14 protein-coding genes are annotated in these 19,520 nt (G+C 71.3%); 2 read left to right on the plus strand and 12 right to left on the minus strand.

Annotated elements, in window-relative coordinates:
- Positions 1–65: 65 nt before the first annotated feature.
- From ACGF8A_RS09690 to ACGF8A_RS09715, 6 genes are all read right to left on the minus strand, one after another.
- On the minus strand, positions 66–1,154 hold the full coding sequence (locus ACGF8A_RS09690) for a branched-chain amino acid aminotransferase (RefSeq protein ID WP_393106033.1): 1,089 nt from the start codon (positions 1,152–1,154) through the stop codon (positions 66–68).
- Positions 1,155–1,460: 306 nt separating this feature from the next.
- A complete protein-coding gene (locus tag ACGF8A_RS09695; RefSeq protein ID WP_393106035.1) occupies positions 1,461–2,504 on the minus strand; it encodes a 3-isopropylmalate dehydrogenase in 1,044 nt (347 codons plus the stop codon).
- 183 nt (positions 2,505–2,687) lie between these two features.
- A complete protein-coding gene (locus ACGF8A_RS09700; protein ID WP_393106037.1) occupies positions 2,688–2,819 on the minus strand; it encodes a hypothetical protein in 132 nt (43 codons plus the stop codon).
- Between the two features lie 246 nt (positions 2,820–3,065).
- On the minus strand, positions 3,066–3,590 hold the full coding sequence (locus tag ACGF8A_RS09705) for a GNAT family N-acetyltransferase (RefSeq protein ID WP_393106039.1): 525 nt from the start codon (positions 3,588–3,590) through the stop codon (positions 3,066–3,068).
- Between the two features lie 295 nt (positions 3,591–3,885).
- Entirely contained in the window at positions 3,886–5,526 is a 1,641-nt protein-coding gene (gene pruA / locus ACGF8A_RS09710) for an L-glutamate gamma-semialdehyde dehydrogenase (protein ID WP_393106042.1), read from the minus strand.
- Between the two features lie 39 nt (positions 5,527–5,565).
- Entirely contained in the window at positions 5,566–6,492 is a 927-nt protein-coding gene (locus ACGF8A_RS09715) for a proline dehydrogenase family protein (RefSeq protein WP_393106044.1), read from the minus strand.
- A 144-nt stretch (positions 6,493–6,636) separates the two neighbouring features.
- Here ACGF8A_RS09715 and ACGF8A_RS09720 point away from each other — a divergent pair, with 144 nt between their 5' ends.
- Positions 6,637–7,836 (plus strand): PucR family transcriptional regulator, encoded by a 1,200-nt coding sequence (locus tag ACGF8A_RS09720; protein ID WP_393106046.1) that lies wholly within the window; start codon positions 6,637–6,639, stop codon positions 7,834–7,836.
- Positions 7,837–8,247: 411 nt separating this feature from the next.
- Here ACGF8A_RS09720 and serA read toward each other — a convergent pair whose 3' ends face one another.
- From serA to ACGF8A_RS09750, 6 genes are all read right to left on the minus strand, one after another.
- Entirely contained in the window at positions 8,248–9,837 is a 1,590-nt protein-coding gene (gene serA, locus ACGF8A_RS09725; protein WP_393106048.1) for a phosphoglycerate dehydrogenase, read from the minus strand.
- A gap of 228 nt (positions 9,838–10,065) precedes the next feature.
- Positions 10,066–11,064 carry a ketol-acid reductoisomerase gene (gene ilvC / locus ACGF8A_RS09730; protein WP_393106050.1) on the minus strand — a complete coding sequence of 333 codons (999 nt, stop codon included), beginning with the start codon at positions 11,062–11,064 and terminating at the stop codon, positions 10,066–10,068.
- A 120-nt stretch (positions 11,065–11,184) separates the two neighbouring features.
- Positions 11,185–11,709: an acetolactate synthase small subunit gene (gene ilvN / locus ACGF8A_RS09735; protein WP_059128941.1), complete on the minus strand. Its 525-nt coding sequence runs from the start codon at positions 11,707–11,709 to the stop codon at positions 11,185–11,187.
- 21 nt (positions 11,710–11,730) lie between these two features.
- Complete coding sequence (locus ACGF8A_RS09740; protein ID WP_393106053.1) at positions 11,731–13,581, minus strand: acetolactate synthase large subunit; 1,851 nt, start codon at positions 13,579–13,581, stop codon at positions 11,731–11,733.
- 236 nt (positions 13,582–13,817) lie between these two features.
- On the minus strand, positions 13,818–16,880 hold the full coding sequence (locus ACGF8A_RS09745; RefSeq protein ID WP_393106055.1) for an EAL domain-containing protein: 3,063 nt from the start codon (positions 16,878–16,880) through the stop codon (positions 13,818–13,820).
- A 409-nt stretch (positions 16,881–17,289) separates the two neighbouring features.
- Positions 17,290–18,240, minus strand: a complete 951-nt coding sequence (locus ACGF8A_RS09750) for a 2-hydroxyacid dehydrogenase (RefSeq protein WP_393106057.1) — start codon at positions 18,238–18,240, stop codon at positions 17,290–17,292.
- A gap of 76 nt (positions 18,241–18,316) precedes the next feature.
- Here ACGF8A_RS09750 and ACGF8A_RS09755 point away from each other — a divergent pair, with 76 nt between their 5' ends.
- On the plus strand, positions 18,317–19,315 hold the full coding sequence (locus tag ACGF8A_RS09755; RefSeq protein ID WP_393106059.1) for an aldo/keto reductase: 999 nt from the start codon (positions 18,317–18,319) through the stop codon (positions 19,313–19,315).
- The last annotated feature ends 205 nt before the right edge of the window (positions 19,316–19,520 follow it).

A 19,520-nucleotide genomic window follows, 5' to 3' on the forward strand; every position in this document is an offset into this window, starting at 1 on the left:
GTGCGCTGTGCGGCTCTCGGGCATGGGCGGGCCGGCCGCCCGACCGCCCGCCGCCGGGCGGCCGCTCAGGCCAGCTGGTGCATCCAGCCGTGCGTGTCCTCGGCAGTGCCGCGCTGGATGTCGAGCAGGGCCCGGCGCAGGCGCAGCGTGACCTCGCCGGGCTCCCCGCCCGACTGCTGCCACTCGCCGGAGGCCCGCTTGACCGTGCCGACCGGCGTGATCACCGCCGCCGTGCCGCAGGCGAAGACCTCGGTGAGGGTGCCGTTCTCCGAGTCGCGCTGCCACTGGTCGACGGAGATCCGGCCCTCCTCGGCCTCGTAGCCGAGGTCGCGGGCGACGGCGAGGAGGCTGTCGCGGGTGACGCCCTCCAGGATCGAGCCGGTGAGGGTGGGCGTGACGATCCTGTTGCCGTACACGAAGTACAGGTTCATGCCACCCAGTTCCTCGACCCACTTGTGCTCGACGGCGTCGAGGTAGCAGACCTGGTCGCAGCCCCTGGTCGCGGCCTCGGCCTGGGCCAGCAGGGAGGCCGCGTAGTTGCCGCCGGTCTTGGCGTCGCCCATGCCGCCGGGGACGGCGCGCACGCGGTCCTCGGAGACCCAGATGGAGACCGGCCTGACGCCGCCCGGGAAGTAGGCGCCGGCCGGGGAGGCGATGACCAGGAAGAGGTACTCGTTGGCGGGCTTCACACCGAGCCCGACCTCGGTGCCGATCATGAAGGGGCGCAGGTAGAGGGACTCCTCGCCGCCGTGCGCCGGGACCCACGCCTGGTCCTGGCGGACCAGCGCGTGACAGGCCTCGATGAACGTCTCGACCGGCAGCTCGGGCATCGCGAGCCGGCGAGCGGAGCGCTGGAAGCGCAGGGCGTTCTGGTCGGGGCGGAAGGTGGCGACCGAGCCGTCGGGGCGGCGGTAGGCCTTCAGGCCCTCGAAGATCTCCTGCGCGTAGTGCAGGACGTTCGTCGCCGGGTCGAGGGAGATCGGCGCGTACGGGACGAGCTGTCCGTCGTGCCAGCCGCGGCCGTCGGTCCACTTGATCGTGACCATGTGGTCGGTGAAGTGGCGGCCGAAGCCGGGGCTGGCGAGGATCGCCTCGCGCTCCGCGTCGGAGAGCGGGTTGGCGGAGGGCTTGAGCTCGATCGTGGGCGTCGTCATCAGTGGTTTGTCCTTCACCGTTGGTAGTGACGGGCCGCGCTCACGCCCGTACTGCCAGTGGCCAGTGCTAGGACGTCCGAGCATTCCCTCATTCCGCGGCTCCGCGTCCGATTATCGCGCGCGGGTGGCCGTGGACGAAAAACGGCGTGAATGCGGCCCAGGGTTGATGGTCGCACCCGGCGGGGACAGTGAAAAGCCGCCGGGTGCGGATTGCGACCCGGCGGCTTCGAAGTCTGCAGTCGCGCTGCAGCGTTGTTCCGAGTGGCCCGGGGGTCGTCCCCCACGCCCTCAGGGCAGTGGGGAGGGTCAGCCGGCTACCCGTACCGCGAGCGCGTCGCCGATCTCGGAGGTGCTGCGGGACGGCTTGCCGACGCGCTGCGCGAGGTCGGCGGCGACCGCCTCCTCGATCCGGGCCGCCTCGGCCTCCAGGCCGAGGTGACGCAGCAGCAGCGCGACGGAGAGGACCGTGGCGGTGGGGTCGGCCTTGCCCTGGCCGGCGATGTCGGGCGCGGAACCGTGCACGGGCTCGAACATCGACGGGAACTCGCCGGAGGGGTTGATGTTCCCGCTGGCGGCGACGCCGATGCCGCCGGAGACGGCCGCGGCGAGGTCGGTGATGATGTCGCCGAAGAGGTTGTCGGTGACGATGACGTCGAACCGCTCGGGCTGGGTGACCAGGTAGATGGTCGCCGCGTCGACGTGCATGTACTCCGTGGTGACCTCGGGGTACTCCTCGGCCACCTTGTGGAAGACGTTGGTCCACAGGTGACCCGCGAAGGTCAGCACGTTGTTCTTGTGGATCAGCGCGAGCTTCTTGCGGGGACGGGCCTGGGCGCGGGCGAAGGCGTCCCGGACGACGCGCTCGACACCGTAGGCCGTGTTGACGGACACCTCGGTGGCGACCTCGTGCGGGGTGCCCTTGCGGATGGTGCCGCCGTTGCCGGTGTACGGGCCCTCGGTGCCCTCACGGACGACCACGAAGTCGATCTGCGGCTCACCGGCGAGCGGGGTGGCGACGCCGGGCAGCAGCTTCGACGGGCGCAGGTTGACGTGGTGGTCGAGGGCGAAACGGAGCTTGAGCAGGAAGCCGCGCTCCAGGACGCCGGAGGGGACGCTCGGGTCGCCGATGGCGCCCAGCAGGATGGCGTCGTGCCGCTTCAGGGCGTCGAGGTCGGCGTCGGTGAGGGTCTCACCGGTGGCGTGGTAGCGCCGGGCGCCGAAGTCGTACTCCTTGGTCTCCAGCTTCACATCCTGCGGGAGCGCGGCGGAGAGGACCTTCAGGCCTTCGGCCACGACCTCCTGGCCGATGCCGTCACCGGGGATCACTGCGAGATCGATGCTGCGAGACATGCGGGCACCCTACTCCTCGTCCCATGGGATGACACGGCATGTCCGCGATACGGACGGGGCGCGGCTGCGGGTCCGGGCGCCGGCGGCGGCGGGCGCGTCGACCACTTCGAGGTGCGGCGCGGGCGGCACTTGTCCGCGCCGCACCTCGCCGGGTGCGGCTCCCGGACGGTCGGGCGGCCGGCCTCAGTGGCCGGTCTCGCCGCCGTTGTCCCGGCGGTCGAGGGCGCGCTGGAGAGCGGCCGCGGCGTTCTTGCGGTCGGAGTCGCTCGTACGGGCGACGTGACGGACTCGGCGGCGGGAGGTCGTCTCGGCCATGGGAAATCGACTCCTTCGAATGCGTGGAGTACGGCAGGGGTTTCGAGACGCCGGGTGGGGCGGGGAGCGGTGCCGCAGGGGTTGCCTGCACGGGGCCCGGCTCACGACCGCCATTCGCTGGATCGAGCGAGACGTTCGGCTCCTACAAAACTAGGCGAGGACGGAGCGTCTGTCTGCACAATTACTTGGGCTTCCTACTATCTGAGACGGCCGACTACGCCACACGGCACCGACCTGCGCGTTCCGTCAAAGGACGTCGCCGTCCCGCCAGTCGAGGACGAGTTCGCCCCCGGCCGCGGCGGACGCGGGCCAGACGTACGTGGAGCCCTCCTCCTCGGGCAGCCGGACCACCCCGTCCGGTCCGAGCGCGCAGACCCGCCCGCCCCACACCTGCCAGCCCCGGGCCTCGTACAGCCGGGCTCCGTCGTCGCTGGCGGAGAGGGCACCCAGCGCGTAGGCGCGGCCGATGATTTCCTCCAGGGCCGCCATCACCCGGCCTCCGAGTCCGGTGCGCCGCACGTCCTGGCGTACGGCCACCGCCTCGACGTATCCGACCCGCAGCCACCGCTGCCCGTGGCGTACCCGCCGCATGACGACCGCCCCGTGCGCGGCCAGCCCGCGCACGTCGTGGACGAGGGCGTGCATGCCGCCCAGCGTGTGATCCCAGTCGGTGTCGTCGAAGTCGCCGTCGAAGGCATCGTGCAGAAAGTCCCGGAGGGCGCTCAGCTCGGCGGCGGCGAGGCCGGAGGTGTGGACGGTGCGGGTGGTCATGGGGCCAGTATCGCGGGGGCAATTCGGTGGCTGCCCCGCCGGGCCCTCGCCACCCTGGCGCGATGCCCCGACTCCGCACCGGACGCCTGCTGCTCCGCGAGTGCGGGAGTCCGCCCTCGCGCCCTGGGCCGCGCTCGACGCCGACCCGGAGGTCCGCCGCCATCTGCCCGGCATGCCCACCCGGGAGCAGTGCGACGCGGCCGTGGCCCGCTTCCAGGCCGGGCCGGACGCACCCGGGCCAGGGTGCCTCCCGGGGGAAGGAGGCGCCCTGGCCCGGTGGGGGCTCGACCGGTGGTCAGCCCATGTGGGGGTAGGTGTAGTCGGTCGGCGGGACCAGCGTCTCCTTGATGGCGCGGGTCAGGGTCCAGCGCATCAGGTTCTGCGGGGCGCCGGCCTTGTCGTTGGTGCCGGAGGCGCGGCCGCCGCCGAAGGGCTGCTGGCCGACGACGGCGCCGGTCGACTTGTCGTTGATGTAGAAGTTGCCGGCCGCGTAGCGCAGCTTGTTCGCGGTGTACGCCGCGGCGGCACGGTCGCCGGCGATCACCGAGCCCGTCAGCGCGTAGTCCGACACCGACTCCATCTGCGTCAGCATCTCGTCGTACTTCTCGGGCGAGCTGTCGTCGTAGACGTGCACGGCGAGGATCGGGCCGAAGTACTCGGTGGTGAAGACCTCGTTCTCCGGGTCGGTGCACTCGATGACCGTCGGGCGGACGAAGTAGCCGACCGAGTCGTCGTAGGAGCCGCCCGCGACGACGGTGCAGCTCGGGTCGGCCTTGGCCCGGTCGATCGCGGCCTTGTTCTTGGCGAAGGCACGCTCGTCGATCACGGCGCCGATGAAGTTCGACAGGTCGGTGACGTCACCCATGGTGAGGTAGTCGACCTCGGCGGCGAACTCCTCCTTGAAGCCGTCGTTCCAGAGGGACGCCGGGATGTACGCACGGGAGGTGGCGGAGCACTTCTGGCCCTGGTACTCGAAGGCACCGCGGGTCAGGGCCGTCTTGAGGACGGCGCGGTCGGCGCTCGGGTGGGCGACCAGGAAGTCCTTGCCGCCGGTCTCGCCGACCAGGCGCGGGTAGGTGCGGTACTTCTCGATGTTGTTGCCGACCGTCTTCCACAGGTACTGGAAGGTCTTGGTCGAGCCGGTGAAGTGGATGCCGGCGAGGTCGCGGTGCTCCAGGGCGACCTTGGAGACCTCGATGCCGTCACCGGTGACGAGGTTGATGACGCCCTTGGGCAGACCGGCCTCCTCCAGCAGCCGCATCAGCAGCACGGCGGCGTGGGTCTGCGTCGGGCTCGGCTTCCACACGACCACGTTGCCCATGAGGGCGGGCGCGGTCGGAAGGTTGCCCGCGATGGCCGTGAAGTTGAACGGCGTGATCGCGTAGACGAAGCCCTCCAGGGGGCGGTGGTCCAGGCGGTTCCAGACACCCGGGGAGTTGGCCGGGGGCTGCTCGGCCAGCAGCCGGCGGGCGTAGGCGACGTTGAAGCGCCAGAAGTCGACCAGCTCGCAGGGGGTGTCGATCTCCGCCTGCTGGGCGGTCTTGGACTGGCCCAGCATGGTGGAGGCGGCCAGCGTCTCGCGCCACGGGCCGGCCAGCAGCTCTGCGGCGCGCAGGATGATCGCCGCGCGGTCGTCGAAGGACAGCGCGCGCCAGGCCGGCGCGGCGGCGAGGGCGGCGTCGACGGCGTCCTGCGCGTCCTGCTGGGTGGCGTTGCGGTAGGTGCCGAGCACTGCCTTGTGGTTGTGCGGCTGCACGACCTGGAACTCCTCGCCGCCGCCCATCCGCCGCTCACCGCCGATGGTGCAGGTCAGGTCGATGGGGTTCTCGGCCAGCTCCTTGAGCTTGACCTCCAGGCGGGCGCGCTCGGGCGAGCCGGGGGCGTAGCCGTGCACCGGCTCGTTGACGGGGGTGGGGACCTGGGTCACAGCGTCCATGTGTTCCGTAACTCCTTGAATCGAGCGGGTGTTTCGGGATCAGCCCTTGGTGACCATGGAACGGAGGAAGAACCGCAGGTTGGCGGGCTTCTCCGCGAGCCGGCGCATGAAGTAGCCGTACCAGTCGGTGCCGTACGCGGTGTAGACGCGCATGCGGTGACCTTCGGCGGCGAGCCGGAGGTGCTCCTCGCTCCGGATGCCGTAAAGCATCTGGAACTCGTACTCGTCCAGTTTGCGCCCGGCGCGGTGCGCGAGCTCCTGGGCGATGGAGATCAGGCGCGGGTCGTGGGACCCGATCATCGGGTACCCCTCGCCCTCCATCAGGGTGCGCAGGACACGCACGTACGCCTTGTCGATCTCGTGCTTCTGCTGGTAGGCGACCTCGGCGGGCTCCTTGTACGCCCCCTTCACCAGCCGCACCCGGCTGCCGTCCGCGGCGAGGCGGCGGGCGTCGGCCTCGGTACGGAAGAGGTAGGCCTGGATGACGCAGCCGGTCTGCGGGAAGTCCTTCCGCAGCTCCTCGTGGATGGCGAACATCGAGTCGAGGGTGGTGTGGTCCTCCGCGTCCAGCGTCACCGTCGTGCCGATCCCGGCGGCGGCCTCGACGACGGGGCGGACGTTGGCGAGCGCCAGCTCGTGGCCGCCGTCGAGCGCCTGGCCGAACATCGACAGCTTCACGGACATCTCGACCCGCTCGCCGAGCTCCAGCGGCTTGAGGCGGTCGATCAGCTCCAGATAGGCCTCCCGGGCCGCGGCGGCCTGCTCACGGGTGGTGATGTCCTCGCCGACGACGTCCATCGTCAGCTCCAGGCCCCGGCCCGTGAGCCCCTCGATGACCGGGACGATGTCGTCCACGCGCTCACCCGGGATGAAACGGTCGACGACCTGTTTCGTCCCCGGTGCCGCCGTCATCAGGCGTCGCATCCGGTCGCTGCGCGACGCGGCGAGAATCACGGGACCCAGCACGGGGCACCTCCAGAGACACAACCAACACAAGGCCGGCACCCGACGTTCCGGGGACGGCACGGAGAACCACCGTGAAAACTAGGGATCCCTCCGATCGTCGGCCATCGACAGCTGTCACGCATCCGTGCCGCGGATCTCAGACAGATGTATGAAGGCCCTCGGGAAATGGGAGAGAATGCCCGGGTGACGGCCGATTACCGGAACGACTACCAGGAGCTGGTCGACGAGATCTCCGAGCTCCTGGGCGCCCCCGCGACGCTGGAGAACCGAGACTTCGAGCTGATCGCCTTCGGCGCGTACGACAGCGAGGGCGACCTCGATCCGTCCGCCCTGGACCCGGTCCGCACCCGCTCGATCCTGACCCGCCGCTCCACGGCAGCCGTCCGCGCCTGGTTCGAGGGCTTCGGCATCACCCGGGCGACCGGCCCGGTACGCATCCCGCGCACCCCCGAGGCCGGGGTCCACCGGGGCCGCATCTGTCTTCCGGTACGCCACCGGGGGGTCGTCCTCGGCTACGTCTGGCTGCTCGACGACGAGCCCGGCCCCACGGACGCCCAGCTGACCGCGGCCATGGAGGTGACCGGCCGGATCGGCGCGCTGCTCGCCGACGAGGCGCAGGCGGGCGCCGACCTCACCCGCGAGTTCCGGGCGGTGCTGACGGCCGAGCGCGGCTGGCAGCGCGACATGGCGGTGGCCGCCCTGCGCACCGCACTCGGCACGCGCGGGGAGGGCCCGCACGCGGTGGTGTGCGTCGCGCCCTGGCCGTCCGCCGACCCCGAGGACGCCCCGTCGGCCCGGGCGGTGCCGCACACGACGGCGCTGTGCACGATCCCCTGGGGCACGACTGCCCAGAGCCTCGCGGCACTGGTCCGCCTGCGCTCGGCGGACGTGCGCACCCCGGTGCTGGCGGCGGCGAACCGGCTGCTGAGGGAGGGCGCCCGGGCCGGCGTGGGCGACCCGCTGACCGGCCTCGCCGACCTGGGCGCGGCCTGGCAGGAGGCGACGGCCGCGGCCCGCGCGGCCCTGGCCGAACCGCGTCTCGGGCCGGTCGCCGAGTGGTCCCGCATCGGCCCGTACCGCCTGCTGACCGCCCTCCCCCCGGAGACGGCCCACGACCCCGTCATCGCCCCGCTGCTCTCCCGCGCCCACCACGAGCTCGCCCGCACGGCCGAGGTCTACCTGGACCGCGCGGGCCAGGCCGCCCGGACCGCCGCCGAACTCGGCATCCACCGGCAGACGCTGTACTACCGGCTGTCCCGGGTGGAACAGCTGACGGGGCTCGACCTGGACGACGGGGAGGACCGCCTGCTGCTGCACATGGCGCTGAAGGGGGCGCGGCTGTGAGAGACGCGGTGACGGGAAGCGGTGCCGGCCGGACCGTGCCCGCCGCACGGTGACGGGAAGCGGCGGCGACGGGGCGTGCCGTTCCCGCTCTCCGGCATCTTCGTGGTCCGCGACAGCATGGAGACCGGCTGTCGCTCCGAGTCGCTCCCGGGCCCGCTCGGCGCGCTGCCGGGTCAGCCTGTTCATCGGCGTCGTACCGGTTCGTGCCGCCGCCGCAGCGCTCAGCCGCGGGCGGCCCGCACGGACGGCGACGGCTCCGGCACCGGGCGCGGCGGCGGCGACGCTGCACCCGGTGCGGAACGGGCAAAGCGCCGGACGGACTGAACGACTCAGCCCGCCCGGCGTTCGAGGACCAGGCCCGTTCAGGGCGGAAGCGGGGGCCTGGGGGCGTCAGCCCCAGGGACGGCAACCTCAGACGAGGTTCACCGCGCGGGCGGACGTCGCCCCGATCTCCGAGGCGACCTCGGTGAGCACTGCCGTGGGCACCGCGTCGTCGACGGTCAGCACGGCCAACGCCTCGCCGCCCACCGCCGCGCGAGCGACCTGCATCCCTGCGATGTTGATCCCGGCCTCGCCGATGATCCGGCCCACCGTGCCGACGACACCCGGACGGTCCTCGTACCGCAGGACGACCATGTGGTCGGCCAGCGCGAGGTCCACGTCGTAGTCGCCGACCGCGACGATCTTCTGGAGGTGCTTGGGACCGGCGAGCGTGCCGGACACCGCGACCTCCTCGCCGTCGCCGAGCGTGCCGCGCACGGTCACGACGTTGCGGTGGTCGGGCGACTCCGAGCTGGTCGTCAGACGCACCTCGACGCCACGCTCCTGGGCGAACAGCGGGGCGTTGACGTAGGACACCGTCTCGTCGACGACGTCCTCGAAGACACCCTTCAGCGCGGACAGCTCCAGCACCTTCACATCGTGCTGGGTGATCTCGCCGTACACCTCGACGTCGAGGCGGACGGCGACCTCACCGGCGAGCGCGGTGAAGATCCGGCCCAGGCGCTCGGCGAGCGGCAGGCCCGGCTTGACGTCCTCGGCGATCACGCCGCCCTGGACGTTCACCGCGTCCGGCACCAGTTCACCGGCGAGGGCGAGCCGGACGGACCGGGCGACGGCGATACCGGCCTTCTCCTGCGCCTCGTCGGTGGAGGCACCGAGGTGCGGGGTGGAGACGACCTGGTCGAACTCGAACAGCGGCGAGTCGGTGCAGGGCTCCTTGGCGTACACGTCGAGGCCGGCGCCCGCGACGCGGCCCTCCTTCAGCGCCGAGTACAGCGCCTCCTCGTCGACGATCCCGCCGCGCGCGGCATTGACGATCCGCACGCTGGGCTTGACCTTGCGCAGCGCCTCCGCGCCGATCAGGCCGAGCGTCTCGGGGGTCTTGGGCAGATGGACGGTGATGAAGTCGGAGACCTCGAGCAACTCGTCCAGCGACAGCACCTTGACGCCCATCTGCGCGGCCCGGGCGGGCTGCACGTACGGGTCGTAGGCGACGACCTTCATGCCGAACGCGGACATCCGCTGCGCGACCAGGGCGCCGATCCGGCCGAGGCCCACGACGCCGAGGGTCTTCTCGGCCAGCTCGACGCCGGTGTACCTGCTGCGCTTCCATTCGCCGTTCTTCAGCGCGGCGTTGGCCTGCGGGATGTTGCGGGCGGTCGCGAGGATCAGACCGCAGGCCAGCTCGGCGGCGGTCACGATGTTCGAGGTGGGGGCGTTGACGACCATCACGCCGGCCTTGGTGGCGGCGGAGACGTCGACGTTGTCCAGGCCGACGCCGGCGCGTGCGACGACCTTGAGCCTGTTCGCCGCGGCCACGGCCTCCGCGTCCACCTTGGTCGCGGAGCGGATCAGAATCGCGTCGACGTCGGCGATGGCGGGGAGCAGTTCGGCTCGGTCCGCTCCGTTGCAGTGCCGGATCTCGAAGTCCGGGCCGAGCGCGTCCACGGTGGCGGGCGACAGCTCTTCAGCGATGAGTACGACAGGTTTCGAGCTCACGTGAGTCCTCACATGTGCGATGCGGACGGCCGTCCCGACGGCCGCAGGCGGAGGAGGGGCTAGCCGCGTGGAAGACGCACGACGCTGTGGGCCTGACGCGTATACGTACGGCAGTCTAGTGGCGCTTCCTGGCTCGTCCTGCGCCTCTGCGGAAGGATCACTCGTCCGTGGCTGGACGAGGTGGACAACGGGGCCGGAGTGGTCGCTCCGGCCCCGCGGCCGTGAGGCTCAGGCCTCCTCGTCGACCCAGGACATCAGCTTGCGCAGCTCCTTGCCCGTGGTCTCCAGCAGGTGCTCGGAGTCCTGCTGCTTGTACTCGTTGTACTTCTTCAGACCGCCGTGGTACTCGTCCATCCAGGCCTGCGCGAAGGAGCCGTCCTGGATCTCGGCCAGGACCTTCTTCATCTCCGCCTTGGTGGCGTCGGTGATGATCCGCGGGCCGGTCACGTAGTCGCCCCACTCGGCGGTCTCGGAGATCGACCAGCGCATCTTCTCCAGGCCGCCCTCGTACATGAGGTCGACGATCAGCTTCAGCTCGTGCAGGCACTCGAAGTACGCGATCTCCGGCTGGTAGCCGGCCTCGGTCAGCGTCTCGAAACCGGCCTTGACCAGGGCGGCCGTACCACCGCAGAGGACGGCCTGCTCACCGAACAGGTCGGTCTCGGTCTCCTCGGTGAACGTCGTCCTGATGACTCCGGCGCGGGTGCCGCCGATGCCCTTGGCGTACGACAGGGCCAGCGCGAAGGCGCCCGAGGTCGCGTCCTGCTCGACGGCCGCGATGCAGGGAACGCCGCGGCCCTCCTCGTACTGACGGCGCACCAGGTGGCCCGGGCCCTTGGGTGCGACCATGCAGACGTCGACGCCGGCCGGGGGCTTGATGAAGCCGAAGCGGATGTTGAAGCCGTGCCCGAAGAACAGCGCGTCGCCGTCCTTCAGGTGCGGGGCGATCGACTCCTCGTAGACCTGGGCCTGGATGGGGTCCGGGACGAGGATCATGATGACGTCGGCCTCGGCGGCGGCCTCCGCCGGGGTGACCACGCGCAGGCCCTGCTCCTCGGCCTTGACCTTGGACTTGGAGCCCTCGTGCAGACCGACGCGGACGTCGACACCCGAGTCACGCAGCGACAGGGCGTGCGCGTGGCCCTGGCTGCCGTAACCGATGACCGCGACCTTGCGGCCCTGGATGATGGACAGGTCGGCGTCGGCGTCGTAGAACAGCTCGGCCACTTTGGGTCTCTCCTTGGAGTGCAGATGGTGCGTCCCACCGTATGACGGTGGAGGGAAGGGAAGGTTCGGGGTCTCGCCATACGGGCGGCCCGTGTCGGGCGGGCCGCCCGTCTCACATCGTCACGCCGATCGGTCCAGCGCGCGAAGCGAACGGTCCGTGATCGAACGCGCTCCACGGCCGATCGCGATCGTGCCGGACTGGACCAGTTCCTTGATGCCGTACGGCTCCAGCATCTTGAGCATGGCGGACAGCTTGTCGCTGCTGCCGGTGGCCTCGATGGTGACCGCCTCCGGCGAGACGTCGACGGTCTTGGCACGGAACAGCTGGACGATCTCGACGATCTGGGAGCGCGTCTCGTTGTCGGCGCGCACCTTCACCAGGACGAGTTCGCGCTGCACGGCCTGAGCCGGCTCCAGCTCGACAATCTTCAGCACGTTGACCAGCTTGTTGAGCTGCTTGGTCACCTGCTCCAGCGGCAGGTCCTCCACGTTGACCACGATCGTGATGCGGGAGATGTCGGGGTGCTCGGTGACACCCACCGCGAGCGAGTCGATGTTGAAGCCGCGGCGGGAGAACAGGGCGGCGATCCGGGCCAGGATGCCCGGCGTGTTCTCCACCAGGACCGAGAGCGTGTGCTTGGACATGTTCTTGACTCAGCTCTCTCTTCAGTCGTCTTCGCTGTCGCCGAAGTCGGGGCGGACGTCCCGGGCGGCCATGATCTCGTCGTTGGAGGTGCCGGCGGCGACCATCGGCCACACCATCGCGTCCTCGTGGACGATGAAGTCGACGACGACCGGGCGGTCGTTGATCGAGTTCGCCTCCTCGATGACCTTGTCGAGGTCGGCGGGGTCCTCGCAGCGGATGGCGTAGCAGCCCATCGCCTCCGACAGCTTGACGAAGTCGGGGACGCGGGTGCCCCGCGCCTCCGGGTTGACGTCGTCGGGGCCGGAGTGCAGCACCGTGTTGGAGTACCGCTGGTTGTAGAAGAGGGTCTGCCACTGGCGGACCATCCCGAGGGCGCCGTTGTTGATGACGGCGACCTTGATCGGGATGTTGTTCAGAGCACAGGTGGTGAGCTCCTGATTGGTCATCTGGAAGCAGCCGTCGCCGTCGATCGCCCAGACGGCCTGGCCGGGGGCGCCGGCCTTGGCACCCATCGCGGCCGGGACCGCGTACCCCATCGTCCCGGCGCCGCCGGAGTTCAGCCAGGTGGCGGGCTTCTCGTACTGGATGAAGTGCGCGGCCCACATCTGGTGCTGGCCGACGCCGGCCGCGAAGATCGTGCCCTCGGGGGCGAGTTGGCCGATCCGCTCGATGACCTGCTGCGGCGAGAGGGAGCCGTCCTCGGGCTGGTCGTAGCCGAGGGGGTAGGTGTCGCGCCAGCGGCTGAGGTCCTTCCACCAGGCCGCGTAGTCGCCCCGGTTGCCGTCGCTGTGCTCCTTCTGCACGGCCTGGATCAGGTCGGCGATGACCTCGCGCGCGTCACCGACGATCGGCACGTCGGCATCCCGGTTCTTGCCGATCTCGGCCGGGTCGATGTCGGCGTGCACGATCTTGGCGAGCGGGGCGAAGCTGTCCAGCTTGCCGGTGACCCGGTCGTCGAAGCGGGCGCCGAGCGCGACGATCAGGTCGGCCTTCTGCAGGGCGGTGACGGCGGAGACCGCGCCGTGCATGCCGGGCATGCCCACGTGCAGCGGGTGGCTGTCGGGGAACGCGCCGAGCGCCATCAGGGTGGTGGTGACGGGCGCGCCGGTGAGCTCGGCGAGGACCTTCAGCTCCGCGGTGGCCCTGGCCTTGATCACACCGCCGCCGACGTACAGCACCGGCCGCTTGGCCGAGGTGATCAGCTTGGCGGCCTCGCGGATCTGCTTGGCGTGCGGCTTGGTCACCGGGCGGTAGCCGGGCAGGTCCATGGTGGGCGGCCAGGAGAAGGTGGTCTTCGCCTGGAGGGCGTCCTTGGCGATGTCGACCAGGACCGGGCCCGGGCGGCCGGTGGAGGCGATGTGGAACGCCTGCGCGATCACCCGGGGGATGTCCTCGGCCTTGGTGACCAGGAAGTTGTGCTTGGTGATCGGCATGGTGATGCCGACGATGTCCGCCTCCTGGAAGGCGTCCGTGCCGATCGCCTTGGAGGCGACCTGGCCGGTGATCGCGACCAGCGGCACCGAGTCCATGTGGGCGTCGGCGATCGGTGTGACCAGGTTGGTCGCGCCGGGGCCCGAGGTCGCCATGCAGACGCCGACCCGGCCGGTGGCCTGCGCGTAGCCGGTGGCCGCGTGACCGGCGCCCTGCTCGTGCCGCACCAGCACGTGCCGGACCTTGCCGGAGTCCATGAGCGGGTCGTACGCCGGAAGGATCGCGCCGCCGGGAATGCCGAATACCGTGTCGGCGCCGACCTCCTCGAGAGAGCGGATGAGGGACTGCGCGCCCGTGACGTGCTCGGGGGCGGACTGTCCTCCGGATCGGGGCCGCGGCTGCGGGTGATGGGCCCCGGTGGCCTGCTCGGTCATCGGCATTCTCTTCTCGATGCTGAGGGTTTTTGCGAGGTTTGTACGGTGTACGACTGCGGTTCGGCAGGTGCCTGTGCAACAAAAAACCCCTCGTGCCGTGGGGCAAGCGAGGGGAGCGCGCCGGTGTGGTCGCTGGGTGTTCCGGATCGTCTTCCGGTGGATCCCAGCTCAGCCGACGCGCTGTCCAAGTACGAGAATTCGGGTGCGCATGGCACAGACCCTCCCCCGGCGCACACCCGGTGTCAAGTGGGTGGGACGGGAGTCTCATCATGTGAGCGCAATGGAGTGGCGAGGGGTGTGCCGACGGGAGTGGTCACGGGTGCCCCAGCTCTGAAGACGGTGGCCACGCCGCCCGGGTACCCGCCCGCGGCACCGCTCGCGAAGGCGGGTTCGGCCGACCCGTTCGGCACCGGGCAACGGCCGGAGGACAGTGCCCGGCGCAGCCGGTACTCGTCCAGGGGCCCGGAGAAGGCCATGCCCTGCCCGTGCGTGCAGCCCATGGCGCGCAGGGCGACGACCTGCTCCGGCAGATCCACACCGTCCGCCACGGACTGCAGGCCGAGATCTCCGGCGATCCGCAGCAGCCCGCCGGTGATCTTGTGCAGCCGCGCGGACTCGACGACGCCCTCGACCAGCCCCCGGTCGAGCTTCAGCACGTCCAGCGGCAGCCGACGCAGCGCCGTGACGGCCGGGCAGCCGCTGCCGAAGCCGTCCAGCGCGATGCGGACGCCGAGCCGCCTGAGGGTGCCGAGGCGCCGTTCCAGGTCGTCCAGGCAGACCTTGGCATCGATGTCGGACAGTTCGACGACCAGGGCCCCGGACGGCAGCCCGTGCCGGGTCAGCAGCGCCTCGACGGAGCCGAGGGGCAGCGACCGGTCCAGCAGCTGGCGGGCGGTCATCCGGACCCCCACCGGTACGGCGTGGCCCGTCGCGGCGCGCTCGGCGGCCTGCTCCACGGCCTCGTCCAGCACCCAGCGGCCCAGCTCGGCCGCCCTGCCGCTGTCCTCGGCCACGCGCAGGAACTCGGCGGGCGTGAACAGCACCCCTTGCGACGACCGCCACCGCGGCTGCGCCGTGACCGACGTGATCCGGCCGTCCTCCAGGCGCACCACCGGCTGGTGCAGCAGCCTGAACTCGCCGTCGTGCAACGCGGCCCGCAGCCGGGTGGCCAGCTCGGCCTTGCGTACGACGTCCTGCTGCATCTGCGGCTTGTACAGCTCGACGCGGCCCTTGCCCGCCGACTTCGCGCGGTACATCGCGAGGTCGGCGTTGCGCAGCAGCTCGCCCGCGCCGAGGCCCGGTTCGGCGAAGGCGACGCCGATGGACGCGGCGACACGGACATCGTTGCCGTCGATGGCGTAGGGCTGCGACAGCGTCACCCTGAGGCGGTCGGCGAGCTCCAGGATGTGCCGTTCGCGGGCGGTCCGGTCCCGGGCACCGTCGCCGACGATCAGTGCCGCGAACTCGTCGCCGCCCAGCCGGGACGCGGTGTCGCCCTTGCGGACCGCGTCCTGGAGTCTGCGCGCGGCCTGGACGAGCAGCTCGTCCCCGGCCTGGTGCCCGATGGTGTCGTTGACCGCCTTGAACCCGTCCAGATCGATGAAGAGCACCGCCGTACCACGCAGGGCGGCACCGCGGTCGGTGCTGCGGCGGCCGGACAGCGCCTGCTGGACCCGCTTGGTGAACAGCGCGCGGTTGGGCAGGTCGGTCAGCGGGTCGTGCTCGGCGTTGTGCTGCAGCTGCGCCTGCAGCCGGACCCTTTCGGTCACGTCACGGCTGTTGAAGATCAGGCCGCCGTGGTGCCGGTTGACCGTCGACTCGACGTTCAGCCAGCCTCCTCCGCTCCCGGCTTCTCCCGGGCGGGAGGTGCCGCCGTCGCCGGACCGGAAACGGCACTCGATGCGCGTGGTGGGTTCCTCCAGGGGGCTGGCGGCGAGGAAGCGGCGCACCTCGTGCACCACGCAGCCCAGGTCCTCCGGGTGGATGAGCTCGGCCAGCTCTGTCCCGACCAGTTCCTCGGCAGGGCGTCCGTAGACCCCGGCGGCGGCCGGGGAGACGTACCGGAGGATGCCGTTGGGTGCGGCGATCATGATGACGTCGCTGGAGCCCTGCACCAGGGAGCGGAAGTGGTTCTCCTTCTGCGCCAGTTCCTGCGTGAGTGTGATGTTGTCGAGCAGCATGATCCCCTGGCGCACCACCAGCGCGAGCACGACCGTGCCGCCGGTGAGCAGCACCACGCGGTCGACACTGCGGCCGTTGAGCACGTTGTAGAGGATCCCCAGTGTGCAGACGGCCGCGGCGAGGTACGGCGTGAGGGCGGCCAGCGAGCCGGTGAGCGGCCGGGTGGCCGCGTACCGGCCGTGCTCGCCCTGCCCGGCGGGTGTGCGCGGGTGGGTGCTCCCACGCTGCCCGGGCACGGGCTCGTGCTCCACGCGCGCAGGCGGTTCCTCACCGGGCTGCCCGGGGCGCGCGGTGGCCCAGGGGGCGTACGCCAGGAGCAGGGAGCCGGCGAACCAGCCCGCGTCGAGCAGCTGGCCCGAGCTGTAGTTGTCGTGCAGCAGCGGTGAGGTGAACAAGGCGTCGCACATCACCGTCAGGGCGAGCGCGCCGATCGCGGTGTTCACCGCGGAGCGGTTGGCGCTCGAGCGCCGGAAGTGCAGGGCGAGAACCATGCTGACCAGCGCGATGTCGAGCAGCGGGTACGCCAGCGACAGCGCGGTGTGCGCCACGCCGGGGCCGCCGCCCTTGGCCGCCTGGGCGAGCGCGAGGCTCCACGACAGCGTGACCAGCGAACCGCCGATCAGCCAGGCGTCCAGGCCGAGGCAGACCCAGCCCGCCTTCGTCACCGGCCGCTTGGCGAGGACCAGCAGGCCGACGATCGCCGGCGGCGCGAAGCACAGGAAGAACAGGTCCGCGTAGCTGGGGCTGGGCACGGGCTGTCCCAGGACGACCTCGTACCATCCCCACACCCCGTTGCCCAGGGCGGCCATCGCCGAGGAGAGGGCGAACAGCAGCCACGCGGAGCGGAACCGGACGCGCCTGCCGTGCGCGTACACGAAGCACGACACGGCGGCCGCGGCGGCCGCGGCGCTGAGTCCGAAGTCGCCCATGACGAGGGCGAGATGGTGCGAGCCCCAGCCGACCGCGGAGCCGACGGCGTAGCCCGCGCACAGCAGGGCCAGGACGAGTTGCTGGTACATGCCCGACCCGCCGCGGGAGGCCGGCGGCCGGGGCAGCAGGGCCCGCAGCACGGGCGGCCGCCGCAGCGCGTGGTCGAAGGTGGTCGTGGGCGAGGGCGAGTTCACCGGGACCTCCCGCTCCGTACCACTCCCCGGTCCCGAGGGTCCCGGGGCGCGCATTGCGCCTGCTTCCTGCGGCTGTTGTGCCTGCGGTGGCTGTGGTGGCCGCCGTGACTGGCGTGGAGGCCTCGTCGTCGCGTGGCCGTGCGCCAGGGCCGCCGTCGGCGGCTCCGCCTCGTCGGATCGTTCGTCCATAGGCCGTGCATCGCCCGTCGCCCCCCTCGCGTCTGAAATGTCCATCCCCGGCGCCGAACGGTCGCGGCGCAGCCCCTGTCGGGACGATACACCAGTCTCGTCACTCAGGGACATAGCTTCTCTACGCTCCGTGACCACCTGCGGGAATGCGGAACGGACCGCGTCCGGACGACTGCGGAGGGTGCCCGGACGAGGTCACACGCCACCCACGGCGACCGCCCTACGCGCCCTTCGCTCCCGTCGTAAGGATCACGTTGCGCAACGGCTCCTGGTTCACGAAACGGTGCAACTGGTCCACGAGCAACCGCTTGGCGCGCGGCAGGAACGCGGACGTGGGGCCCCCGACATGCGGGCTGATCAGCAGGCCGGGCGCCTGCCACAAGGGATGTCCGGACGGCAGCGGCTCCGGATCGGTGACGTCGAGCGCCGCGGTGATCCGGCCGCTCTCCAGCTCCGTGAGCAGCGCCTTGCTGTCCACGACCGGCCCGCGGGCGACGTTCACGAGCAGCGCGCCGTCCTTCATCCGCGCCAGGAACTCGGCATCCACCAGCCCACGGGTGGTTTCGGTCAGCGGCGTGGAGAGGATCACGACGTCCGCATCGGGAAGCAGTGCGGGCAGATCGGTGAGCGGTTGCACGGGACCGCGCGCCGTGGTGCGCCCTGAGCGCGCGACGCGCGCCACCCGCGCGAGTTCAAAGGGCGTGAGCCGGTCCTCGATGGCCTCGCCGATCGAGCCGTATCCGACGATCAGCACGTTCTTGTCGGCGAGCGCCGGCCGGAAACCGCTGAGCCACTCGCCCCTGTCCTGCGCCCGCACGAAGTCCGCAATCCCGCGCAACGACGCGAGGATCAGGGTGAGCGTGAGTTCCGCGGTGCTCGCCTCGTGCACCCCGCGCGCGTTGCACAGGCGCACCCCCGGCGGCAGATGTCCCAGCCCCGGCTCGACATGATCGATCCCGGCGGAGAGCGTCTGCACGACCTGCACGGAGGTCATCCGGGCCAGCGGCCGCACGCCGACCCCGGAGGGCTTCATGTAGGGGACGACGTAGAAGGAGCAGTCGGCGGGGTCCGCGGGGAACGTTTCTCCACCGTCCCAGAAGCGATACGTCAGCCCGTCCGGAAGCCCCTCGACGTCCTTGGGCGGGATGGGCAGCCACACGTCAGCAGTCATGGTCACGAGGCTAATTGAGGTGCGCGGAGCGGCGGAGGTTAGGTTGGGGGGCCAGGAGAGGGAGGGTTACGGGCAGGTGGAGCGCAGGACGATCGGCGCGGCGGCGCTCGCGGTGGGGGCCGTCGGACTCGGATGCATGCCGATGAGCTGGGCGTACACCACGTCACGGCAGCGGGGCGACGAGTCGCTGAGGGCCGTGCACCAGGCGCTCGACCTGGGCTCGACCCTGCTGGACACGGCCGACATGTACGGCCCGTTCACCAACGAACTGCTGGTGGGGCGGGCGCTGAAGGAGCGGCGCGCCGATGCCTTCGTGTCGACCAAGGTCGGGCTGCTGGTGGGCGAGCAGCACATCGTGGCCAACGGCCGTCCCGGTTATGTGAAGCGTGCCTGCGACGCCTCCCTGCGGCGGCTGCAGACCGACGTGATCGACCTCTACCAGCTTCACCGGGCGGACCCCGAGATCCCCGTCGAGGAGACGTGGGGCGCGATGGCGGACCTCGTACGGGCCGGAAAGGTGCGGGCGCTTGGGCTGTGCGCCGTGGGTGCGCGCGGCGGCCGCCGGTCCGGGACGCGGCTGCACGACACGACGCTCCGGCAGTTGCAGCGGGTTCAGCAGGTCTTTCCGGTGAGCGCGGTCGAGGCGGAGCTGTCGGTGTGGTCGCCGGAGGCGCTGGAGACGCTGCTGCCGTGGTGCGAGGCGCGCGGCATCGGCTTCCTGGCCGCGATGCCGCTCGGCAACGGCTTCCTGACCGGCACGCTCACGCCGGGCGAGGGCTTCGAGCCGGACGACATGCGCGCCCGGCACCCGCGCTTCACGGCCGAGATGATGGCGTCGAACCAGCCGATAGTGGCGGGCCTGCGCCGCGTCGCCGCCCGCCACGGCGAGGACGTCACCCCGGCCCAGGTGGCCCTGGCCTGGGTGCTGGCCCAGGGACGGCACGTGGTGCCGGTGCCGGGCACCAAACGGGAGCGGTGGGTGACGGAGAACGCCGGGGCGGAACGGGTGCGCCTGACGGCGGAGGATCTGGCGGAGCTCTCGGGGCTCCCAGGGGCGCAGGGGTCCTGGGACTGACCGCGGGCCCCCGGAGCGCAGGGGTCCAACCGACCGCGGCCCCCCGGAACGCAGGAGTCCTGGAACCGACCGCGGCCCCCCGGAACGCAGGAGTCCTGGAACCGACCGCGGCCCCCCGGAACGCAGGAGTCCTGGAACCGACCGCGGCCCCCCGGAACGCAGGAGTCCTGGAACCGACCGCGGCCCCCCGGAACGCAGGAGTCCT

Source organism: Streptomyces sp. NPDC047706, from assembly GCF_043204795.1.
Classification (GTDB): Bacteria; Actinomycetota; Actinomycetes; order Streptomycetales; family Streptomycetaceae; genus Streptomyces.